The sequence below is a fragment of the Micromonospora sp. CA-248212 genome, from assembly GCF_050948405.1.
Lineage (GTDB): Bacteria > Actinomycetota > Actinomycetes > Mycobacteriales > Micromonosporaceae > Micromonospora.
Map to the genome: position 1 here is coordinate 918,850 of NZ_CP192023.1, position 15,698 is coordinate 934,547.

The window sequence follows — 15,698 nt, forward strand, 5'->3', positions numbered from 1 at the left end:
CGACACATGACGGCCGGCGCGGCCGGCCCGACCGACCAGGAGCAGAAATGATCGAGACCAGGGGGCTGCGGAAGTCGTTCCGCTCCCGCGCGGGTCGAGAGACGAAGACGGTGGACGCCGTGCGCGGCGTCAACCTCGAGGTCGCCGAGGGCGAGATCTTCGGCTTCCTCGGCCCGAACGGCGCCGGCAAGACCACCACGCTGCGGATGCTCGCCACGCTGATCGAGCCCGACGGCGGCGAGGCCACCATCGCCGGGGCGGACCTCCGCAAGGACCCGGCGGAGGTCCGCCGCCGGATCGGGTACGTGCCGCAGGGCGGCAGCACCTGGGACGAGTCGACCGCCCGCGAGGAGCTGGTCCTGCACGCCCGGATGTACGGCATCGGCAAGGCCGACGCGCAGCAGCGCGCCGTCCGCGCCCTGGAGGCTTTCCAGCTCACCGAGTACGCCGACCGCAAGTGCAAGACCTACTCCGGTGGCCAGCGTCGACGGGTCGAGATCGCGCTCGGCATCATCCACGAGCCGAAGATCGTCTTCCTGGACGAGCCGACCACCGGCCTCGACCCGCAGAGCCGCGCCCACATGTGGGACGAGATCCGGCGACTGCGCAGCGACGGGATGACCGTCTTCATCACCACGCACTACCTGGACGAGGCCGACGCACTCTGCGACCGCATCGCGATCATGGACAACGGCGAGGTCGTCGCCGAGGGCACACCGGCCGAACTCAAGCGGGAGATCTCCGGCGACGTGGTGCTCGTCGGCCTCGACGTGGCCGCCACCCCGCAGGCGGCGAAGGCGCTGGACGGCGAGCCGTACGTCAACAAGCTGGAGACCGTCGACGAGGGTGGCCTGCGCCTCTACGTCGACGAGGGCGCCACCGCCATTCCCCAGGTGCTACGCCGCCTCGACCAGGCCGGGCTCGAGCTGCGCTCGATCGAGCTGCATCGGCCCAGCCTGGACGACGTCTTCCTGACCAAGACCGGCCGCTCGCTGCGCGAGTCCTGACCCCCGGAGAGACGACTCATGAAATTCGCCCGCGACACGTGGCTGATCTTCCAGCGGCAGATCCAGCTCCTGCTGCGCAACCCGGTCTGGGTCTTCGTCGGCGTGTTCCAGCCGGTGATGTACCTGCTGCTCTTCGCCCCCCTGCTCAAGCCGGCCCTGAACGCGCCCACCCAGGCCGCCGCCTACAAGATCTTCGTACCCGGCCTGCTGGTGCTGCTGGCCATCTTCGGCGGCCTGTTCCAGGGCTTCGGCCTGATCGCCGAACTGCGCGCCGGCGTCATCGAACGCTCCCGGGTCACCCCGATCAGCCGCCTGGCACTGCTGCTCGGGCGCTCGCTGCGCGACGTGGTCTCACTCGTCGTGCAGGCCGTCATCATCACCCTGCTGGCGCTCCTGTTCGACCTGCGGGTCTTCATCGGTGACCTCCTGCTGGCGTACCTGATGCTCGCCCTCATCGCGCTCATGACCTCGGCCGTCTCCTACGGCGTCGCGCTCAAGGTCAAGAGCGAGGACGCGCTGGCCCCGCTGATGAACACCGTGGCGCAGCCGGTGCTGCTGCTCTCCGGCATCCTGCTGCCGCTGACCTTCGCTCCCGGCTGGTTGCAGGGCATCGCCGACTGGAACCCGTTCTCCTGGGCGGTCGACGGCACCCGGGCGCTGTTCGCCGGCGACCTGGGCAGCGACAAGGTCTGGCAGGGCCTGACCATCACCGCGGTCCTCGCCGCGCTGGGCGTCTTCTGGGCCGCCCGCCAGTTCGCCCGCAGCGTCCGCTGATGCTCGCCCCGGGGCCGGCCTGGCCCCGGGGCGAGCCCGACTTGATCGACTCGGGTTCCTGGAAGTTGGGGTGTCTTACCGCCGGGGATGCCGCGATTTCCAAGAACCCGAGTGGTTCAGAGCGCCGCTCAGCGCACCCGGGCGAGGGTGAGGCCGTCGGCGATGGGCAGCATCACCGGGTCGACCCGTACGTCGGCCAGCACCTCGTCGTTGAACGCCGCGATCGCCCGGTCGTTGACATCCTGCGGCGCGATCACCCGCCCGCCGCGCAGCACGTTGTCGACGGCGATCACCCCGCCCGGCCGCATTCGCGGCACCAGCTCGGCCCAGTAGACCGGATACCCGGTCTTGTCGGCGTCGATGAACGCGAAGTCCAGGTGGCGCTCCTGCGGCAGCTCCCGCAGCGTGTCGCCGGCCGGGCCGATCCGCAGGTCGATGCGGTCCTGCACCCCGGCGCGGGACCAGTAACGCCGGGCGATCCCGGTGTACTCCTCGGAGATGTCGAAGCAGGTCAGCCGCCCTCCCTCGGGCAACCCCCGGGCGATGGCCAGCGCCGACAGGCCGGTGAACGTGCCGACCTCGACGGCCTGCCGTACGTCGAGCAGCCGGGTCAGGAACGTCAGGAACGCGGCCTGCTCCGGTGCTACCTGCATGCTGGCGTGCTCCGGCAGCAGCGAGCGGGTCTCCTCGGCCAGATCTCGAATGATCTCGTCCGGCGGTGCGCCGTGCGCAACCAGGTAGGCGTGCAACTCGTCGGTGAGCGGGATCGACTTCGTGGTCATGAATGGACGTTACCGAGCGGCTCGACCGTTTGGCCGCCCGGCGCGACCTTTGTCCACAGGTCCGTGATCTCCAGACCGAGTTCCGCCAGGAGCCGACGCAGCAACGGCATCGACAACCCGACGACGGTCCCCGGGTCACCCTCGATCCGCTCCACGAACGGCCCACCCAACCCGTCGATCGTGAACGCGCCCGCCACCGCCAACGGTTCGCCCGTGGCGACGTACGCGGCGATCTCGTCGTCACTGATGTCGGCAAAGTGGACGACTGTCGAGGCGACCGCCTCCGCCCGCCGCCCGGCGACACTGTCGATCAGGCAGTGTCCGCTGTGCAGGACCCCACTGCGCCCCCGCATCCGCAACCAACGACGGGTCGCGTCCGCCGCGTCGGCCGGCTTGCCAAGAATCTCCCCGTCGAACTCGAGCACCGAGTCACACCCGATGACCAGGGTGCGCTGACGGGCTGTGTCCGTGCTGGTGCTGTTGGCGGCGTCCGTGCTGGCGCTGGTGCTGTTGGTGGTGTCTTTGGCGTTGGTGGTTGAGCTGTTCGCCGTGGCGGTCGGATTCAGCCGGGCGAGCACCGCCTCGGCCTTGAGTCGGGCCAACTCGAGGCAGAGATCCTCAGCGCGATCGGTCACCACCAGGGATTCGTCCACCCCACTGACCAGCACGTCCGGGTCGATGCCGGCGGCCCGAAGCGACTTTCGGCGAGCAGGACTGGCAGAGGCCAGCACGAGGCGGAGCGGCAGAGTGTCAGACACCGGCCCGACGTTACCGGCCCGCCACGCCCGACACCCGTTCCTGGCCCTCAGCGCCGCGCCGCGTCCTTGATCGACTCCCGATCGCCGATATCGCGCCATCAAGGACGCCCGCCGCCGTGATCCACTCGGCTTCCAGCAAACCGCGGCATCCCAAGCCACCAGACACCCCAACCTCAAGGAACCCGAGTCGATCGAGGCGCCGGGCACGCCTAGCGGCTGATTCTGGGCGGCGGATCATCACCGCGCCGCCGACGCCGTGCCACGACGGCCCACCCAACCCCAACGGCGACGATCACGCCAAGGGTGGCAAGGCCCCGAACCGCCGAGCCGTCATCCTCGTCCGGCCGAGCATCGGCCGCCGTGGTCGGGCCACCGCCGGCGGGCGCGCTCACCGATTCAAAACCTAGCGGGGGTACGTCTGCCGTTAGCGCCGCGACAAGATCGATAACGCCGTACCCGTACTCGTCGTCCCGGCCAGGCGGGCCTTTGTCGATGGCCGTTGCCGTAAGCCGGTGGGCCACTTCCTGCGCCGGCAGGTAGGGATACTTCGACCTGATCAACGCCGCCGCCCCGGCCACAATCGCCGTTGCGTCAGAGGTGCCGGTGCCCTTGCGATACTTGCCGTCGACGCTCGTGCTGTAAATGTCAACCGCCGGCGCCACTACATCGACTTCTGGTCCGCCGACCGAAAAGCTGGCAGAATGCCCCTGTTGATCCACGCCCCCAACAGCGATAACTCCTGGATAAGCCGCAGGATAACCGATAACCGTGTCGCGAGGTTTGTTGCCTGCCCCGGCCACAATTACTACGTCTGCCTGTATCGCTGCCGCGACGGCGCGTCGAAGCTTGGAATTCGGCCCCGCTGCGGAGGAGATACTGATTATATCGGCTCCTTCGCTGACAGCGAATTCAATCCCGGCAGCCAGGCTGTCGCTATCGCCATCTTCGTTGCTGCGACTTGTTCGGATCGGCAAAATTTTAGCCTCGGGAGCAATCCCAAGGGCGCCCGTGTTATTAGATAGGCCGTGCGCAGCCACCAAGCCGGCCATTCCAGTGCCGTGGCCGGTTTCGTCTTCCCGGCCATCGCCGTCGGCAACAACATCGGCTCCCGCTAATAGATTGCCCTGCAGATCCGGATGGGGTTCGATTCCTGTATCCGGTATAGCCACGATCACATTTCTGCCACGGCTGACCGTGTGTGCCTCAGTGACCTTGAGAAAGGTTAGATGCCACTGGTCGCCACGTATGCGGTCCGAGCCTCCGAGCGTCAGTATCTCAGCGTGATTCAACGCGTATAAGGGTGCTGCGAGTAGGCCTAGAGCAGCTATTGCCGTCCCAAAACTATGGAGAGTCAACGACCGAAACCAATAGCAGGACCGGGATCGATGGGACCCTTCTCGTCGGGTGGTCGAACAACCGGTGCGACCCCCTCAGCGGTTTTCCATGGATTATCTGGATCCCAGTCACTCACCTGTTCATCGGTCTTGACGGGTGTGGCGGGCCGCAGCGTTGAGTAACTGCTTGGGGTGCCGCCGGCACCACCGTTGCCAGTGCTGATGCTAAATGGTGTTACCCCGTTTGAGGCGCCTGTGCCGCGCCCGCCGCCCGGACGAGAGCCAGCACCACCTGTCGGCCCGGTTCCGGCACCCCCTCCACCGATCACTCCACCAACTGGGTTGATCCTTCGTGGCGAGGCGGCATTGGTTCCGGGCTGCCCGATTCCGGCTCCAGGCATTCCCCCGATCAGGCCCCCGGGTGGCATTGGGTGAGGCTGTATTGACGGATTTCCCCTCAACCCTGCTCCGGCGTCCAAGCGGTTATTCGTTCTTGGTGACGAGGGGGCGCCAGAGGTTGGACCGTGTGTAGGGATAATGGGCGGCATCGGGGTTGCTCCGATGCTAGGTGTTGAGTTAATTGATGGTAATACCGTCAGGCTGGTCGGCGGGGCTGGACTTGAAGGGCCAGGGACAATGGTGCCGCCTATCCCGCCAAGTACAGGTCCGATGCCAGAGGTCGAGGCTTTCCCGGCAGGGCCCCCGGCAGTGGAGCCCGGGCTGGGAATGGGTGACGGTGGAGGTGGAACCGGCACTATCGGAGGAATGACTGGAGCGGCGGAGGGTCCGCCATACACATCTGCGTCGCTATGGTCAATGACCGGATTAATCCTAGGGCTGGGTGGGGGTTTTTGGAGGGTGGCTTGGGCTTGTTGTAGTTCGCCACTGAGGTTGAACATCATTGCCCGCGCCTGCACGTTCAGCCGTTCCAGGTCGCTATCTGTCACGGGCGCGTCCACGACCCGATTGCCCATGACCGCCTTGGGGTCGGCGGCGGTGGCCTCGTACGCCCGCTTCTGTTGGAGCTTTGTCGCGTACTCCTCGTGGAGCTTGCGCAGCTCGGCGCGGGTGGTGCCGATGGCCTGGGTGGCGGCGGACAGCGCGGTGTAGTTGGCGGCGGCGGCGTCGTGGGTGTGTCGCACCTTGGCGATCAGGTCGTCGAGTTGGGCGAGGTACGTGCCGGAGGCGGCGCTGGTTTCGGGGGGCCATGCCTCGGCGAGGCCCCGCCGGTACTCCTGAAGTCGGCCGAGGTGGATCTGGGCGAGGTCGCAGACCTTGCGCCAGCCGGCGACCTGTTTCCAGTGGTTGGTGGTGTCGTGGTCCTGGAGGCACGCCCACATGCTGTTGAGGTCCATCAGGTGCCAGTCGGTCTGGCTTGAGGTGCGGCCGCCACCACGCTCGATCACGGGAGGACCACCGGCCTTTCGCTGTCGGGGCCGGTGGGGTCGCTCAGCGTCGGCGTCCGGCTGCCGGGCAGGACGGTTCCCGGGTCGGCGAGGGCGTGTTGGACGTCCACGGCGCGGGCGGCGGAGAAGGCGTCGCTGTCGGCGTACTGGGTGGCGACGCGGTCGGCGACGGCGGCAAGGTGGCCGGTGGCGCCGCGGACGGCGTACACCATGTCGGTCGTGGCCTGCTGCGTCTCGTGGTGGGCGTGCAGGAAGGTGACCAGTTCGACGAACGCGTCGCAGGGGTTGGGCACCTTCGCGGACATGTCTTCGGCGATGTACGGCAGGTGGGGCGCGTAGTTGCTCTCGACCTCGGCGGCGAGCCGGTCGGCGAACTCGCGGAGTTGACGGATGTCGGCCTCGATGCCGCCGTAGCCGTGCAGCCAGGGCGCCGGTTGGTCCTCTTCGGGGATCATCGACCCTCCCTGTCCGTCACCGCACCGTTTCCCTCAGTGAGGTTAACGGCTACGCGCCATCCTGGCAGCCCCCGGAATGGGAACCGGGGTCAGCGAGGCAGACCGGAGGCCCGCCAGGTGTCGGGGCGGGCGGGCCGGCCGCTGCGCGCCCAGGCGGACGTGGCCGTCGGCGCGGGTGCGGTAGCCGGTCGGGACCGCACGATGATCGCCCCGACCAGGGCGGCCAATTCCTCGGCGGTGGGCACGCCGCGGACGACCCGGAACAGCGGCTCTTCGGCAGGCATGCCGCCAGGGTACGCGGCCCGAAGTCACGTCACACGCACAGTGGCGTGCCGGCGGTGTGACCGTCGGCGGGTCCGGGTACCGTCTCAGCGATGTCGAACGCGCTTCCCCAACTCGTCGCTGACCGATACCGGCTTCTGTCGCCGCTCGGCCAGGGTGGCATGGGTCGGGTGTGGAAGGCGCGCGACGAGGTGTTGCACCGGGACGTCGCCATCAAGGAGTTGGTGCCGCCGCCCGGCCTCACCGACGAGGAACGCCGCGAGATGCGGGAGCGGTCGCTGCGCGAGGCGCGGGCCATCGCCCGGCTCAACCACGTCAACGTGGTACGCATCTTCGACGTCCTGCGGACCGACGGCGACCCGTGGATCGTCATGGAGTACGTGGCGTCGAGGTCGTTGCAGGACACCCTCGCCGAGGACGGGCCGGTGTCGGTGGCCCGCACGATCGAGATCGGCCTGGGCGTGCTGGGCGCGCTGAACGCGGCGCACAAGGCGGGCGTCATGCACCGCGACGTCAAGCCGGGCAACGTGCTGCTGGGCGAGGACGGCCGGGTGGTGTTGACCGATTTCGGCCTCGCCACGATCCCCGGTGACCCGAACGTCACCCGTACCGGCATGGTGCTCGGTTCGCCCGCGTACATCTCGCCGGAGCGGGCCCGGGAGGGCACCGCCGGCCCAGAGGCCGACCTGTGGTCGCTGGGCGCGACGCTCTACGCGGCGGTGGAGGGCAAGTCGCCGTACGCGCGGCCGTCCGCGATCGCCACGCTCGCCGCGCTGGCCACCGAGCCGATGCCGCCGCCGAAGAACGCCGGCCCGCTCAAGGCGGTGCTCACCGGGCTGCTCCAGAAGGACCCGAACGAGCGGATCACCGCGGAGGTGGCCGAGCGGCTGCTGCGCCGCGCCGGGGGCAAGCGGGCGCGCGGGATCTCACTGCTCGATGGCGTACGCCGGCCGGGGCCGAACGGTCCACGGGAGCCGCGCCCGCCGCTCGTACCGGCACCACGGCCGGCCGAGGAGGTCGCCGATCGTTCGGTGTCGCCACCGGCTCCGCGTACCCCGCCGCCGGTAGCCGCCGCCGCGGCCGGGCCGGCGGTGGCCGACGCGACGCCGACGGAGGTCGTGCCGGCCGGCGCGGACGCCGAGCCGACGGCAACGGTGCCGGCCGAACCGACGGCGAAGATCGACCGCCCGTCCGAGGCTGAGCCGACCGCGACGGTGCCGGCCGCCGACGACAAACCCGATGACGGTACGACGGCAGGCGACGACGAGCCGACGGCCGTCGACGGTCCGCCGGTGGCGCCGGAGCAGCGCAAGCCCTCGACGCCCACGTCGGTGATGCCGCCGGTGGGTCCGGCCGGGCGCGCGGCGGTGCCGGTGTTCGACGGTACGAAGTCGAACAACACGCGCCGGAACGTGCTGATCGGTGCGCTGGTGGCCCTGCTGCTGGTCGGCCTCGTGGTGATCGTGCCCATGCTGACCAACGGCGACGACACCGAGAGCCCGCAGGCCGGCCCGACGACCGGGGCGGCCGCGACGTCGGCGCCAGCGCAGTCCTCCGCTCCGGCGGCGCCTCCGCCCACCACGGGCGCACCGAGTGCGACGCCCTCGGCCACGCCGTCGGCCGACCCGAACGCGCTGCCGGCCGGCTGGAAGCTGTACGAGGGGCCGACCTTCTCCATCCCGCTCCCACCCGGCTGGAGCGGCGGTCAGACCGGCTCGGACACGGCCATCTTCAACCAGTCCGGCGGGCCCGGCAAGATGCTGGTCCAGTGGACTCCCACCCCGCTGAAGGACGCGGTCGCCGACTGGAAGGAAAAGGAACCGTACCGCCGGAATCTGGTCACCAACTACCAGTTGGTGGGCAGCATCAAGGCCTGCGACTGGTACCGGACCTGCGCCGACTGGGAGTGGCTGGAGACCCGGAACAACACCCGCGTCCACGTGCGCAACCGGGGCTTCGTAACCGCCAGCAACCGGGGTTACGCCATCCGGTGGGAGATCGCGGAGAAGGACTGGCAGGCCAACCTCGCCAACTTCGACCAGATCGTCAAGGGCTTCAAGCCCGACCGGGTCAACTGACCGGCGTTCCGCACCTGCACGAACCTCTCTCGCATGTTCTTGCGTCGTTCGGGGTATCTGATCTCCAACGACGGAGGGAGGTGCGACATGGGTTACCGATACAGGAACGCCCGGCCCCGGCTGGCACTGTGGATGCTCGTCGCACTCGGGGATGTGGCACTGCTGCTGATCAGCGTTGGGCTTCCGGTACTCGTCGCGCTGTTCGGCGTCGTCGCCATCGCCGTTGGTGCGGTGGGCGTCCGGCGGCTCAGCCGGCGGGATGCGGTCGTCCGCGAGGACGCTCCGGTGATGGTGCCGGCGATGAGCCGACGGCGGGCCTGACCCGTAACCGGTGGTGTGGCGGCAGCCGGACCGATTGTGCACCGTGAGGTGATAGTCGATCCCGCTGCCGCCAACCGCCCGATCAGGTGTTGTTCGCGAGGGCGATGAGGCGGCTCCGGTCGCCGTTCCAGTAGTTGCGGTCCACGTTGCCGCTGATCCCGGAGACGGCGCCGCTGCTGGTGTACTGCCAGAAGCTCCACACCGGCGCACCGGCCGGCAGGGCGCCGGGGGTGCTCGACCAGCGGGCGAGCCAGAGCGGGTGGTTGGCCCACGGGCCGGTCCAGCTGCCGGTGCACTGGTTCCACCAGCTCGTGGTGGTGTAGATGACCGCGTACCGGCCGGTGCGCGAGCGGTAGGTGTTCAGGAAGTCCTGCACCCAGTTGCGCATCCCGGTGGTGCTGAGCCCGTAGCAGTAGCCGCCGCTGTACGGGTTCGCCTCGATGTCCAGCGCGGCCGGCAGGGTGCGGCTGTCCGCCGACCACGCGCCACCGTTGGAGGCCAGGTAGTTGGCCTGGGTCGAGCCGGCGGAGATGTTGGGCCGGGCGAAGTGGTACGCCCCGCGGATCACCCCGGCGTTGTAGGCGTTGACGTAGTTCGCGTTGAAGGCGGAGTCCTTGACGCTGGTGCCCTCGGTCGCCTTGATGAAGGCGAACTCGATGCCCGCGTTCCGGACGCTGGTCCAGTTGATGCTGCCCTGGTAGTGGGACACGTCGACGCCGGCGGTGGTGGCCGCCGCCGCTGGGCCGGCGGTCGCGACCAGGGTCGCCGCCGCGGTGGCGAGGACGGTGAGGCCGGCGGCGAGCGCGCGGCGCAGCGATGATCGGGTACGGGCCATGAGTGCCTCCAGGGACGCCGGTCTATTGACGCCCATCTTTGGAGTTAAGTGCCCTTGATCGCAATAGCTGTAGAGAAAACTTTCATCGATGGGCTGCGATCGTCCGGTGGCGGGAGTCGAACGGATCAGCGCAGCGTGGCCGGGTCGAGCTGCCAGCGGAACGGCTTCGTGATGCTCAACGTCTCGCCGGCCTTGGCGACCTGATCCTCGATGTAGTGCTCGCCGTCGAGCCGGTACAGACGCAGCGAATGACCGTCACCGTCCTGCTCGACCAGCAGGTACCAGGGGATTCGCGCGATCGCGTAGAGCTGCATCTTGACCAGGCGGTCAGCGGCAGCGTTGCCCGGCGAGACGATCTCGCCGACGAGGGTCACCCGCTCGGCGTCCAGAAAGGCGCCGTCGTCGTCGATGTCGGTCACGACGAGATCCGGAATGACGACCCGGTCGACGTCGAGCCGGACGTTGATCGCCTCATAGACCAACAGACCGCCAGGATCAGCCCGACGTGGTGTCCCAGGGGTTCCGCGCTCATCGGCCCGCACCTCCCGCTTCACTCGCCACCCGATCAGTCTCACAGGATACGAGCCGGTGCCTCGGCAGCGACCCGGAACGCCGCCGGTAGGCTCGCGCCCCATGATGTCGATCGACGGACTGGGCGAGATGTGGGACACGCTGTTCGGCGCGCAGCCGGACCCGCCCCCGTTGCTGGTGTTGATCACCGCGGCCGTCGCGCTGGTGGTGGTGTCCACCCGGCTGCCCTGGCGGATCGCTCGCAACGCCATCACCATCGCCCACGAGGGCGGGCACGCGCTCGTCGCTCTGCTCACCGGTCGCAAGCTGCGTGGCATCCGGCTGCACTCGGACACGTCCGGGCTGACGCTCTCCGCCGGTCGGCCCACCGGACCGGGCATGATCCTGACACTGCTCGCCGGGTACGTCGCCCCGCCGCTGATCGGGTTGGCCGGCGCGTGGCTGCTCGGCGGTAACCGGATCACCCTCCTGCTCTGGGTCGCGGTGGTGCTGCTGCTCGCCATGCTGGTCATGATCCGAAACGCGTTCGGTGTGGTGTCGCTGCTGGTCACCGGGGCGCTGGTGTTCGCCGTCTCCTGGTACGCGACGCCGCAGGTGCAGGCCGCGTTCGCGTACACCGGGGTGTGGTTCCTGCTGCTCGGCGGGGTGCGGCCGGTGGTGGAGCTGCAACGCCTGCGCGCGCGTGGCCGGATGCCCGCCTCCGACGCCGACCAGCTCGCCGGGCTGACCCCGTTCCCGGCATTCTTCTGGGTCACGTTCTTCGCCCTGGTCAACCTGGTCGCCCTAATAGCCGGCGCCCTGCTGCTAGCTGGCCCCATCCTCACCGACGCCGGCCTAACCCTCTGACACCGGCCCCGTCCCCGGCCCCCTCCCCGGCCCTCTCCCCGTCGATCATGGAGTTGTGGTGGGCCACCAAAGCCGCAATCCTTATGCATTCGGGCACCATGACTCCATGATCGACGGGGTGCCGCGGGGCGGCGGGCAGAATGGGCCCATGCGATACGTGATCATCGGGGCGGGCGCGGTTGGCGGGACCATCGGCGTACGGCTGGCGCAGGCCGACCGGGACGTGACCCTGGTGGCCCGAGGCGCGCACCTGGACGCGATCCGGGAGCGCGGCCTGACGCTGCGGCAGCCCGACGGCGACGTGACCGCCCGGCTCGCCGCCATCGACGGCCCGGGTGACCGGCTGCTGCCCGCCGACACGGTGCTGGTGCTGACCGTCAAGTCGCAGGACACCGAGGCGGCGCTGGCGACGTGGGTGGACGCTCCCGTCGCCGGCGGCGGGACGGCCGGCGAGCGACTGCCGCTGGTCACCGCGCAGAACGGGGTGGCGAACGAGCGGGCCGCCCTGCGGCTCTTCGCCGACGTGCATCCGGTCTGCGTCTGGCTGCCGGCCACCCACCTGGATCCGGGCGTGGTGGTGGCGAACGGACATCCGCACCCCGGGATGCTCCACATCGGCCGCTATCCGGGCGGCGCCGACGACACCGACCGGGCGATCGCCGCCGACCTGACCGCCGCCGGTTTCGTCGCGCCGGTCCGCGAGGACGTACTGAGCTGGAAGTACGGCAAGCTGCTCAGCAACCTCGGCAACGGCCTTCAGGCGCTGCTCGGGGAGGACATCCCGGACGCCCTCGTCGAACGGGTACGCGCCGAGGGCGTCGCCGCGCTCGCCGCCGCCCGCATCCCGCACACCTCCCCGGCCCAGGAGCGGGCCGAGCGCGGCGACCTGGTCCAGCAGCGCCCGGTCGGGGGCGCCGACCGGTCCGGCGGCTCCACCTGGCAGAGCCTCGCCCGGGGCACCGGCTCGACCGAGGTCGACCACCTCAACGGGGAGATCGCGCTACTCGGCCGGCTGCACGGCGTACCGACGCCAGCGAACGTGGCTGTGCAGCGGGCGGTACGGCGGGCCAGCCGGGAGAGGATCGCGGCCGGCGCGTTCCCGCTCGCCGAGCTGGAGAAGATGATCGCCTGAACCGGGCAACCGGAGGCCCCGCACGGCGCGTGTTCCCTGCGACCGACACGGGGAGGTAACGGGTGCCGGACGTCGACGGGTTCGACGAGTTCTACCGGGGGAGCCGACAAAGGCTGCTCGGTTTCGTCTACGCCCTCACCGGCGACCGGGTCGAGGCCCAGGACGCGGTGCAGGAGGCGTACATCCGGGCCTGGCAGCGGTGGTCGACGATCAGCGGGTACGACGACCCGGAGGCGTGGGTACGGGTGGTGGCCAGCCGCATCGCCGTCAGCCGGTGGCGCAGCCTGCGTAGTCGCGCCCGCGCGTACCTGCGGCACGGGGCGACCGAGACCGTCCCCGGGCCGGGCACCGACACCGTCGAGGTGGTCGCCGCCCTGCGCCGGCTGCCCGAGGAGCAGCGCGTCGCCATTGCCCTGTACTACCTGGTCGGCATGCCGGTCGCCGAGGTGGCGCGGGAGACCGCTGCCCCGGTCGGCACCGTCAAGGCCCGTCTCTCCCGGGGGCGTACCGCGCTCGCCGGCCTGCTCGCCGTCTCTGACCTGGAGGAGGCCACCGATGCGTGACGACCCGACGTTCGTCGAACAGATCCAGCGGGAGCTGCGGGACGTGCGCTGGCCTGCCCCGGAGGAGATCCGCGGCAGAGCCCGTCGCCGCAGCCAGCGCAGGATCGTGGTGGCCGGCGTCGTACTGGCTCTCGCCGGGGTCTCTGCCGTGGCGGTCGCCGCCCCGAGGACGTCTCCGCCGCCGTCCCCGCCGGCCGCCGCCCCCTCCGCCTCGCCGACCCGGCACGAGATCACTACCGACGCCCTGCTGCAGCCGGCCGACCTGTCCCAGCAGGTCGAGGTGCAGCTCAGCCAATCGGGGCTGGGCGAGCCGGTCCTGCTGGATCCCATGCTCGGCGCCTGCCGGACGAGCCAGGGGCGCTCCGATGGCTGGGAGTTTTCCATCGTGTCCCGCTCACAGACGTTGGTGCCCAGACGCGCCGCGCCGATCCTCACCCAATCGGATGGCCTGATCACGCAGGATCTGTTCCGGCTGACCCCGGACGCGGCCATCCAGCTTCTCGCCACGCTGGACGACGTGGTCGCCCCGTGCGCCGAGTGGACCAGCGTTGGCGAGTACAAGGTGGGTGGCGCAACGGGCAGCGGGACGGCGACGCACCGTTGGGCGGTGGTCCAGCGGGGTTTCGCCGGCGACGGGGCCGCGCTGCTGCGGCACACCGGTACGCAGCCCGTCGACCAGAAGACGGGCGAGCCGATCGGTTCGGCGCACCGCCCGGACACCACCGCCGTGGTTCGGGTCGGTGACCTGATCACCGTGCTCAGACTGGGGCAGGCCGGCACCGAGCTGGATCTGCGCCGCCTGGCGGAGGTCGCCGCTCGCCGGATGTGCGCCGCCGCCAACCCGGCCTGCTGACTGCCGGCCGCGCGGCGAAGATCCGCACAACGTCGGCGATGTTGCTGCCTCCCGCCGCCGGGAAGCAGCAGTTTCCCCGAAGTTGCGCGGATCAAGCGCGACCACGCCGGAGCACGCCGGAGCGCGACGACGCCAGAGCGCGACCGGGCGCCAGGGTCAGAGCGGGATGTTGCCGTGCTTCTTCGGGGGCAGGGTTTCCCGCTTCGTGCGCAGGACGCGCAGCGCCCGGACGATCTGCGTACGCGTCTCGTGCGGCGCGATCACCGAGTCGACGTACCCGCGCTCGGCCGCCACGTACGGGTTGGCCAGGGTGTCCTCGTACTCGGCGATCTTCTGGGCCCGGACCGCCGCCGGGTCCTCGGCGCCGGCCAGCTCGGAGCGGTAGAGGATGTTCACCGCTCCCTGCGCGCCCATCACGGCGATCTGCGCGGTCGGCCACGCGAAGTTCAGGTCCGCGCCGAGGTGCTTCGAGCCCATCACGTCGTACGCCCCGCCGTAGGCCTTGCGGGTGATCACGGTGACCTTGGGGACGGTCGCCTCGGCGTACGCGTAGATGAGCTTGGCGCCCCGGCGGATGATGCCGTCCCACTCCTGGCCGGTCCCGGGCAGGAACCCGGGCACGTCGACGAAGGTCAGCACCGGGATGTTGAACGCGTCGCAGGTGCGCACGAACCGGGCTGCCTTCTCGGAGGCGGCGATGTCCAGGGTGCCGGCGAAGTGCATCGGCTGGTTGGCGACCACGCCGACCGGGCGGCCCTCCACCCGGCCGTAGCCGATGACGATGTTCTGCGCGTAGAGCGGCTGGACCTCGAGGAACTCCCCGTCGTCCAGGACGTGCTCGATGACGGTGTGGATGTCGTACGGCTGGTTGGCCGAGTCCGGGATGAGCGTGTCCAGCTCACGGTCCTCGTCGGTGACGTCGAGATCCGCGTCAACGGAGAAGACGACCGGCTCGTCGAGGTTGTTCGACGGCAGGTACGACAGCAGCGCCTTGACGTAGTCGACCGCGTCGTCCTCGTCGTTGGCGAGGTAGTGCGCGTTGCCGCTGCGGGTGTTGTGCGTACGGGCCCCGCCCAGCTCCTCCATCCCGACGTCCTCGCCGGTGACCGTCTTGATCACGTCGGGGCCGGTGATGAACATGTGGGAGGTCTGGTCGACCATGACGGTGAAGTCGGTGACCGCCGGGGAGTAGACCGCGCCGCCGGCGCAGGGCCCCATCACCAGCGAGATCTGCGGGATGACGCCGGACGCCCGCACGTTCCGGAAGAAGATCTCCCCGTACCGGCCGAGCGACACCACGCCCTCCTGGATGCGGGCGCCGCCGGAGTCGTTGATGCCGATCACCGGGCAACCGATCTTCATGGCGAGGTCCATCACCTTGACGATCTTCTCGCCGAAGACCTCGCCGAGCGAGCCGCCGAAGACGGTGAAGTCCTGGGCGAAGACGCACACCTGCCGGCCGTCGACCGTGCCGTAGCCGGTCACCACGCCGTCGCCGTACGGGCGGTTGCGCTCCAGCCCGAAGGCCGTGGACCGGTGCCGGGCCAGCCCGTCCAGCTCAACGAAGGAACCCTCGTCGAGCAGCATGTCGATCCGCTCGCGGGCGGTCTTCTTGCCCCGGGCGTGCTGCTTCTCGACCGCGCGCGCCGACCCGGCGTGCACCGCCTCGTCGACCCGGCGCTCCAGGTCCGCCAGCTTGCCGGCAGTGCTGTGGATGTTGGTCCCGGTCTCGGTAGTCACC

Annotated in this window: 17 protein-coding genes; 9 read left to right on the forward strand and 8 right to left on the reverse strand. The window is 69.8% G+C overall.

What is annotated here, in order from left to right; genetic code table 11:
- The first annotated feature begins 47 nt into the window (after nucleotides 1–47).
- Nucleotides 48–1,007 (forward strand): ATP-binding cassette domain-containing protein, encoded by a 960-nt coding sequence (locus ACQP03_RS04330; RefSeq protein WP_357130270.1) that lies wholly within the window; start codon nucleotides 48–50, stop codon nucleotides 1,005–1,007.
- An 18-nt stretch (nucleotides 1,008–1,025) separates the two neighbouring features.
- On the forward strand, nucleotides 1,026–1,781 hold the full coding sequence (locus ACQP03_RS04335) for an ABC transporter permease (protein WP_355048901.1): 756 nt from the start codon (nucleotides 1,026–1,028) through the stop codon (nucleotides 1,779–1,781).
- 128 nt (nucleotides 1,782–1,909) lie between these two features.
- On the opposite strand, the gene ACQP03_RS04340 is transcribed toward ACQP03_RS04335, so the two are convergent.
- From ACQP03_RS04340 to mycP, 3 genes are all read right to left on the reverse strand, one after another.
- Nucleotides 1,910–2,563, reverse strand: coding sequence for an O-methyltransferase (locus ACQP03_RS04340; protein ID WP_357130267.1), 654 nt, complete (start codon nucleotides 2,561–2,563; stop codon nucleotides 1,910–1,912).
- Nucleotides 2,560–3,321 carry a Maf family protein gene (locus ACQP03_RS04345; protein ID WP_357395880.1) on the reverse strand — a complete coding sequence of 254 codons (762 nt, stop codon included), beginning with the start codon at nucleotides 3,319–3,321 and terminating at the stop codon, nucleotides 2,560–2,562. The genes ACQP03_RS04340 and ACQP03_RS04345 overlap by 4 nt, the downstream gene beginning before the upstream one ends.
- 209 nt (nucleotides 3,322–3,530) lie before the next feature.
- On the reverse strand, nucleotides 3,531–4,496 hold the full coding sequence (gene mycP / locus ACQP03_RS04350; protein ID WP_433461131.1) for a type VII secretion-associated serine protease mycosin: 966 nt from the start codon (nucleotides 4,494–4,496) through the stop codon (nucleotides 3,531–3,533).
- Between the two features lie 1,131 nt (nucleotides 4,497–5,627).
- Here mycP and ACQP03_RS04355 point away from each other — a divergent pair.
- A complete protein-coding gene (locus ACQP03_RS04355) occupies nucleotides 5,628–5,765 on the forward strand; it encodes a hypothetical protein (RefSeq protein WP_357130258.1) in 138 nt (45 codons plus the stop codon).
- 292 nt (nucleotides 5,766–6,057) lie between these two features.
- On the opposite strand, the gene ACQP03_RS04360 is transcribed toward ACQP03_RS04355, so the two are convergent.
- The gene (locus ACQP03_RS04360) at nucleotides 6,058–6,516 is read right to left on the reverse strand and encodes a hypothetical protein (protein ID WP_355048897.1); all 459 of its coding nucleotides are present in this window, start codon (nucleotides 6,514–6,516) and stop codon (nucleotides 6,058–6,060) included.
- A gap of 89 nt (nucleotides 6,517–6,605) precedes the next feature.
- Nucleotides 6,606–6,800, reverse strand: a complete 195-nt coding sequence (locus ACQP03_RS04365; RefSeq protein WP_357130254.1) for an acyl-CoA carboxylase subunit epsilon — start codon at nucleotides 6,798–6,800, stop codon at nucleotides 6,606–6,608.
- Between the two features lie 90 nt (nucleotides 6,801–6,890).
- Between ACQP03_RS04365 and ACQP03_RS04370 the strand changes: the two genes are divergently transcribed.
- Complete coding sequence (locus tag ACQP03_RS04370; RefSeq protein WP_357395888.1) at nucleotides 6,891–8,876, forward strand: serine/threonine-protein kinase; 1,986 nt, start codon at nucleotides 6,891–6,893, stop codon at nucleotides 8,874–8,876.
- A gap of 87 nt (nucleotides 8,877–8,963) precedes the next feature.
- Entirely contained in the window at nucleotides 8,964–9,197 is a 234-nt protein-coding gene (locus ACQP03_RS04375) for a hypothetical protein (RefSeq protein ID WP_141907885.1), read from the forward strand.
- 82 nt (nucleotides 9,198–9,279) lie between these two features.
- Here the strand turns inward: ACQP03_RS04375 and ACQP03_RS04380 are convergent, their stop codons facing one another.
- Together ACQP03_RS04380 and ACQP03_RS04385 are read right to left on the reverse strand one after the other, a co-directional pair.
- Nucleotides 9,280–10,032 carry a GH25 family lysozyme gene (locus ACQP03_RS04380; protein WP_357130422.1) on the reverse strand — a complete coding sequence of 251 codons (753 nt, stop codon included), beginning with the start codon at nucleotides 10,030–10,032 and terminating at the stop codon, nucleotides 9,280–9,282.
- Between the two features lie 125 nt (nucleotides 10,033–10,157).
- On the reverse strand, nucleotides 10,158–10,514 hold the full coding sequence (locus tag ACQP03_RS04385; RefSeq protein ID WP_357395894.1) for a Uma2 family endonuclease: 357 nt from the start codon (nucleotides 10,512–10,514) through the stop codon (nucleotides 10,158–10,160).
- Nucleotides 10,515–10,665: 151 nt separating this feature from the next.
- On the opposite strand from ACQP03_RS04385, the gene ACQP03_RS04390 reads away from it, so the two are divergent.
- The 4 genes from ACQP03_RS04390 (at nucleotide 10,666) to ACQP03_RS04405 (ending at nucleotide 13,957) form a co-directional block, all read left to right on the forward strand.
- Nucleotides 10,666–11,409 (forward strand): M50 family metallopeptidase, encoded by a 744-nt coding sequence (locus ACQP03_RS04390; RefSeq protein WP_357130244.1) that lies wholly within the window; start codon nucleotides 10,666–10,668, stop codon nucleotides 11,407–11,409.
- A 148-nt stretch (nucleotides 11,410–11,557) separates the two neighbouring features.
- Nucleotides 11,558–12,541: a ketopantoate reductase family protein gene (locus ACQP03_RS04395; RefSeq protein ID WP_357395897.1), complete on the forward strand. Its 984-nt coding sequence runs from the start codon at nucleotides 11,558–11,560 to the stop codon at nucleotides 12,539–12,541.
- A gap of 62 nt (nucleotides 12,542–12,603) precedes the next feature.
- Nucleotides 12,604–13,104, forward strand: coding sequence for a SigE family RNA polymerase sigma factor (locus tag ACQP03_RS04400; protein WP_357130238.1), 501 nt, complete (start codon nucleotides 12,604–12,606; stop codon nucleotides 13,102–13,104).
- Nucleotides 13,097–13,957, forward strand: coding sequence for a hypothetical protein (locus ACQP03_RS04405; RefSeq protein WP_357395900.1), 861 nt, complete (start codon nucleotides 13,097–13,099; stop codon nucleotides 13,955–13,957). The genes ACQP03_RS04400 and ACQP03_RS04405 overlap by 8 nt, the downstream gene beginning before the upstream one ends.
- Nucleotides 13,958–14,113: 156 nt before the next feature.
- Here ACQP03_RS04405 and ACQP03_RS04410 read toward each other — a convergent pair whose 3' ends face one another.
- Nucleotides 14,114–15,697 carry an acyl-CoA carboxylase subunit beta gene (locus ACQP03_RS04410; protein ID WP_357130232.1) on the reverse strand — a complete coding sequence of 528 codons (1,584 nt, stop codon included), beginning with the start codon at nucleotides 15,695–15,697 and terminating at the stop codon, nucleotides 14,114–14,116.
- Nucleotide 15,698 lies beyond the last annotated feature (1 nt).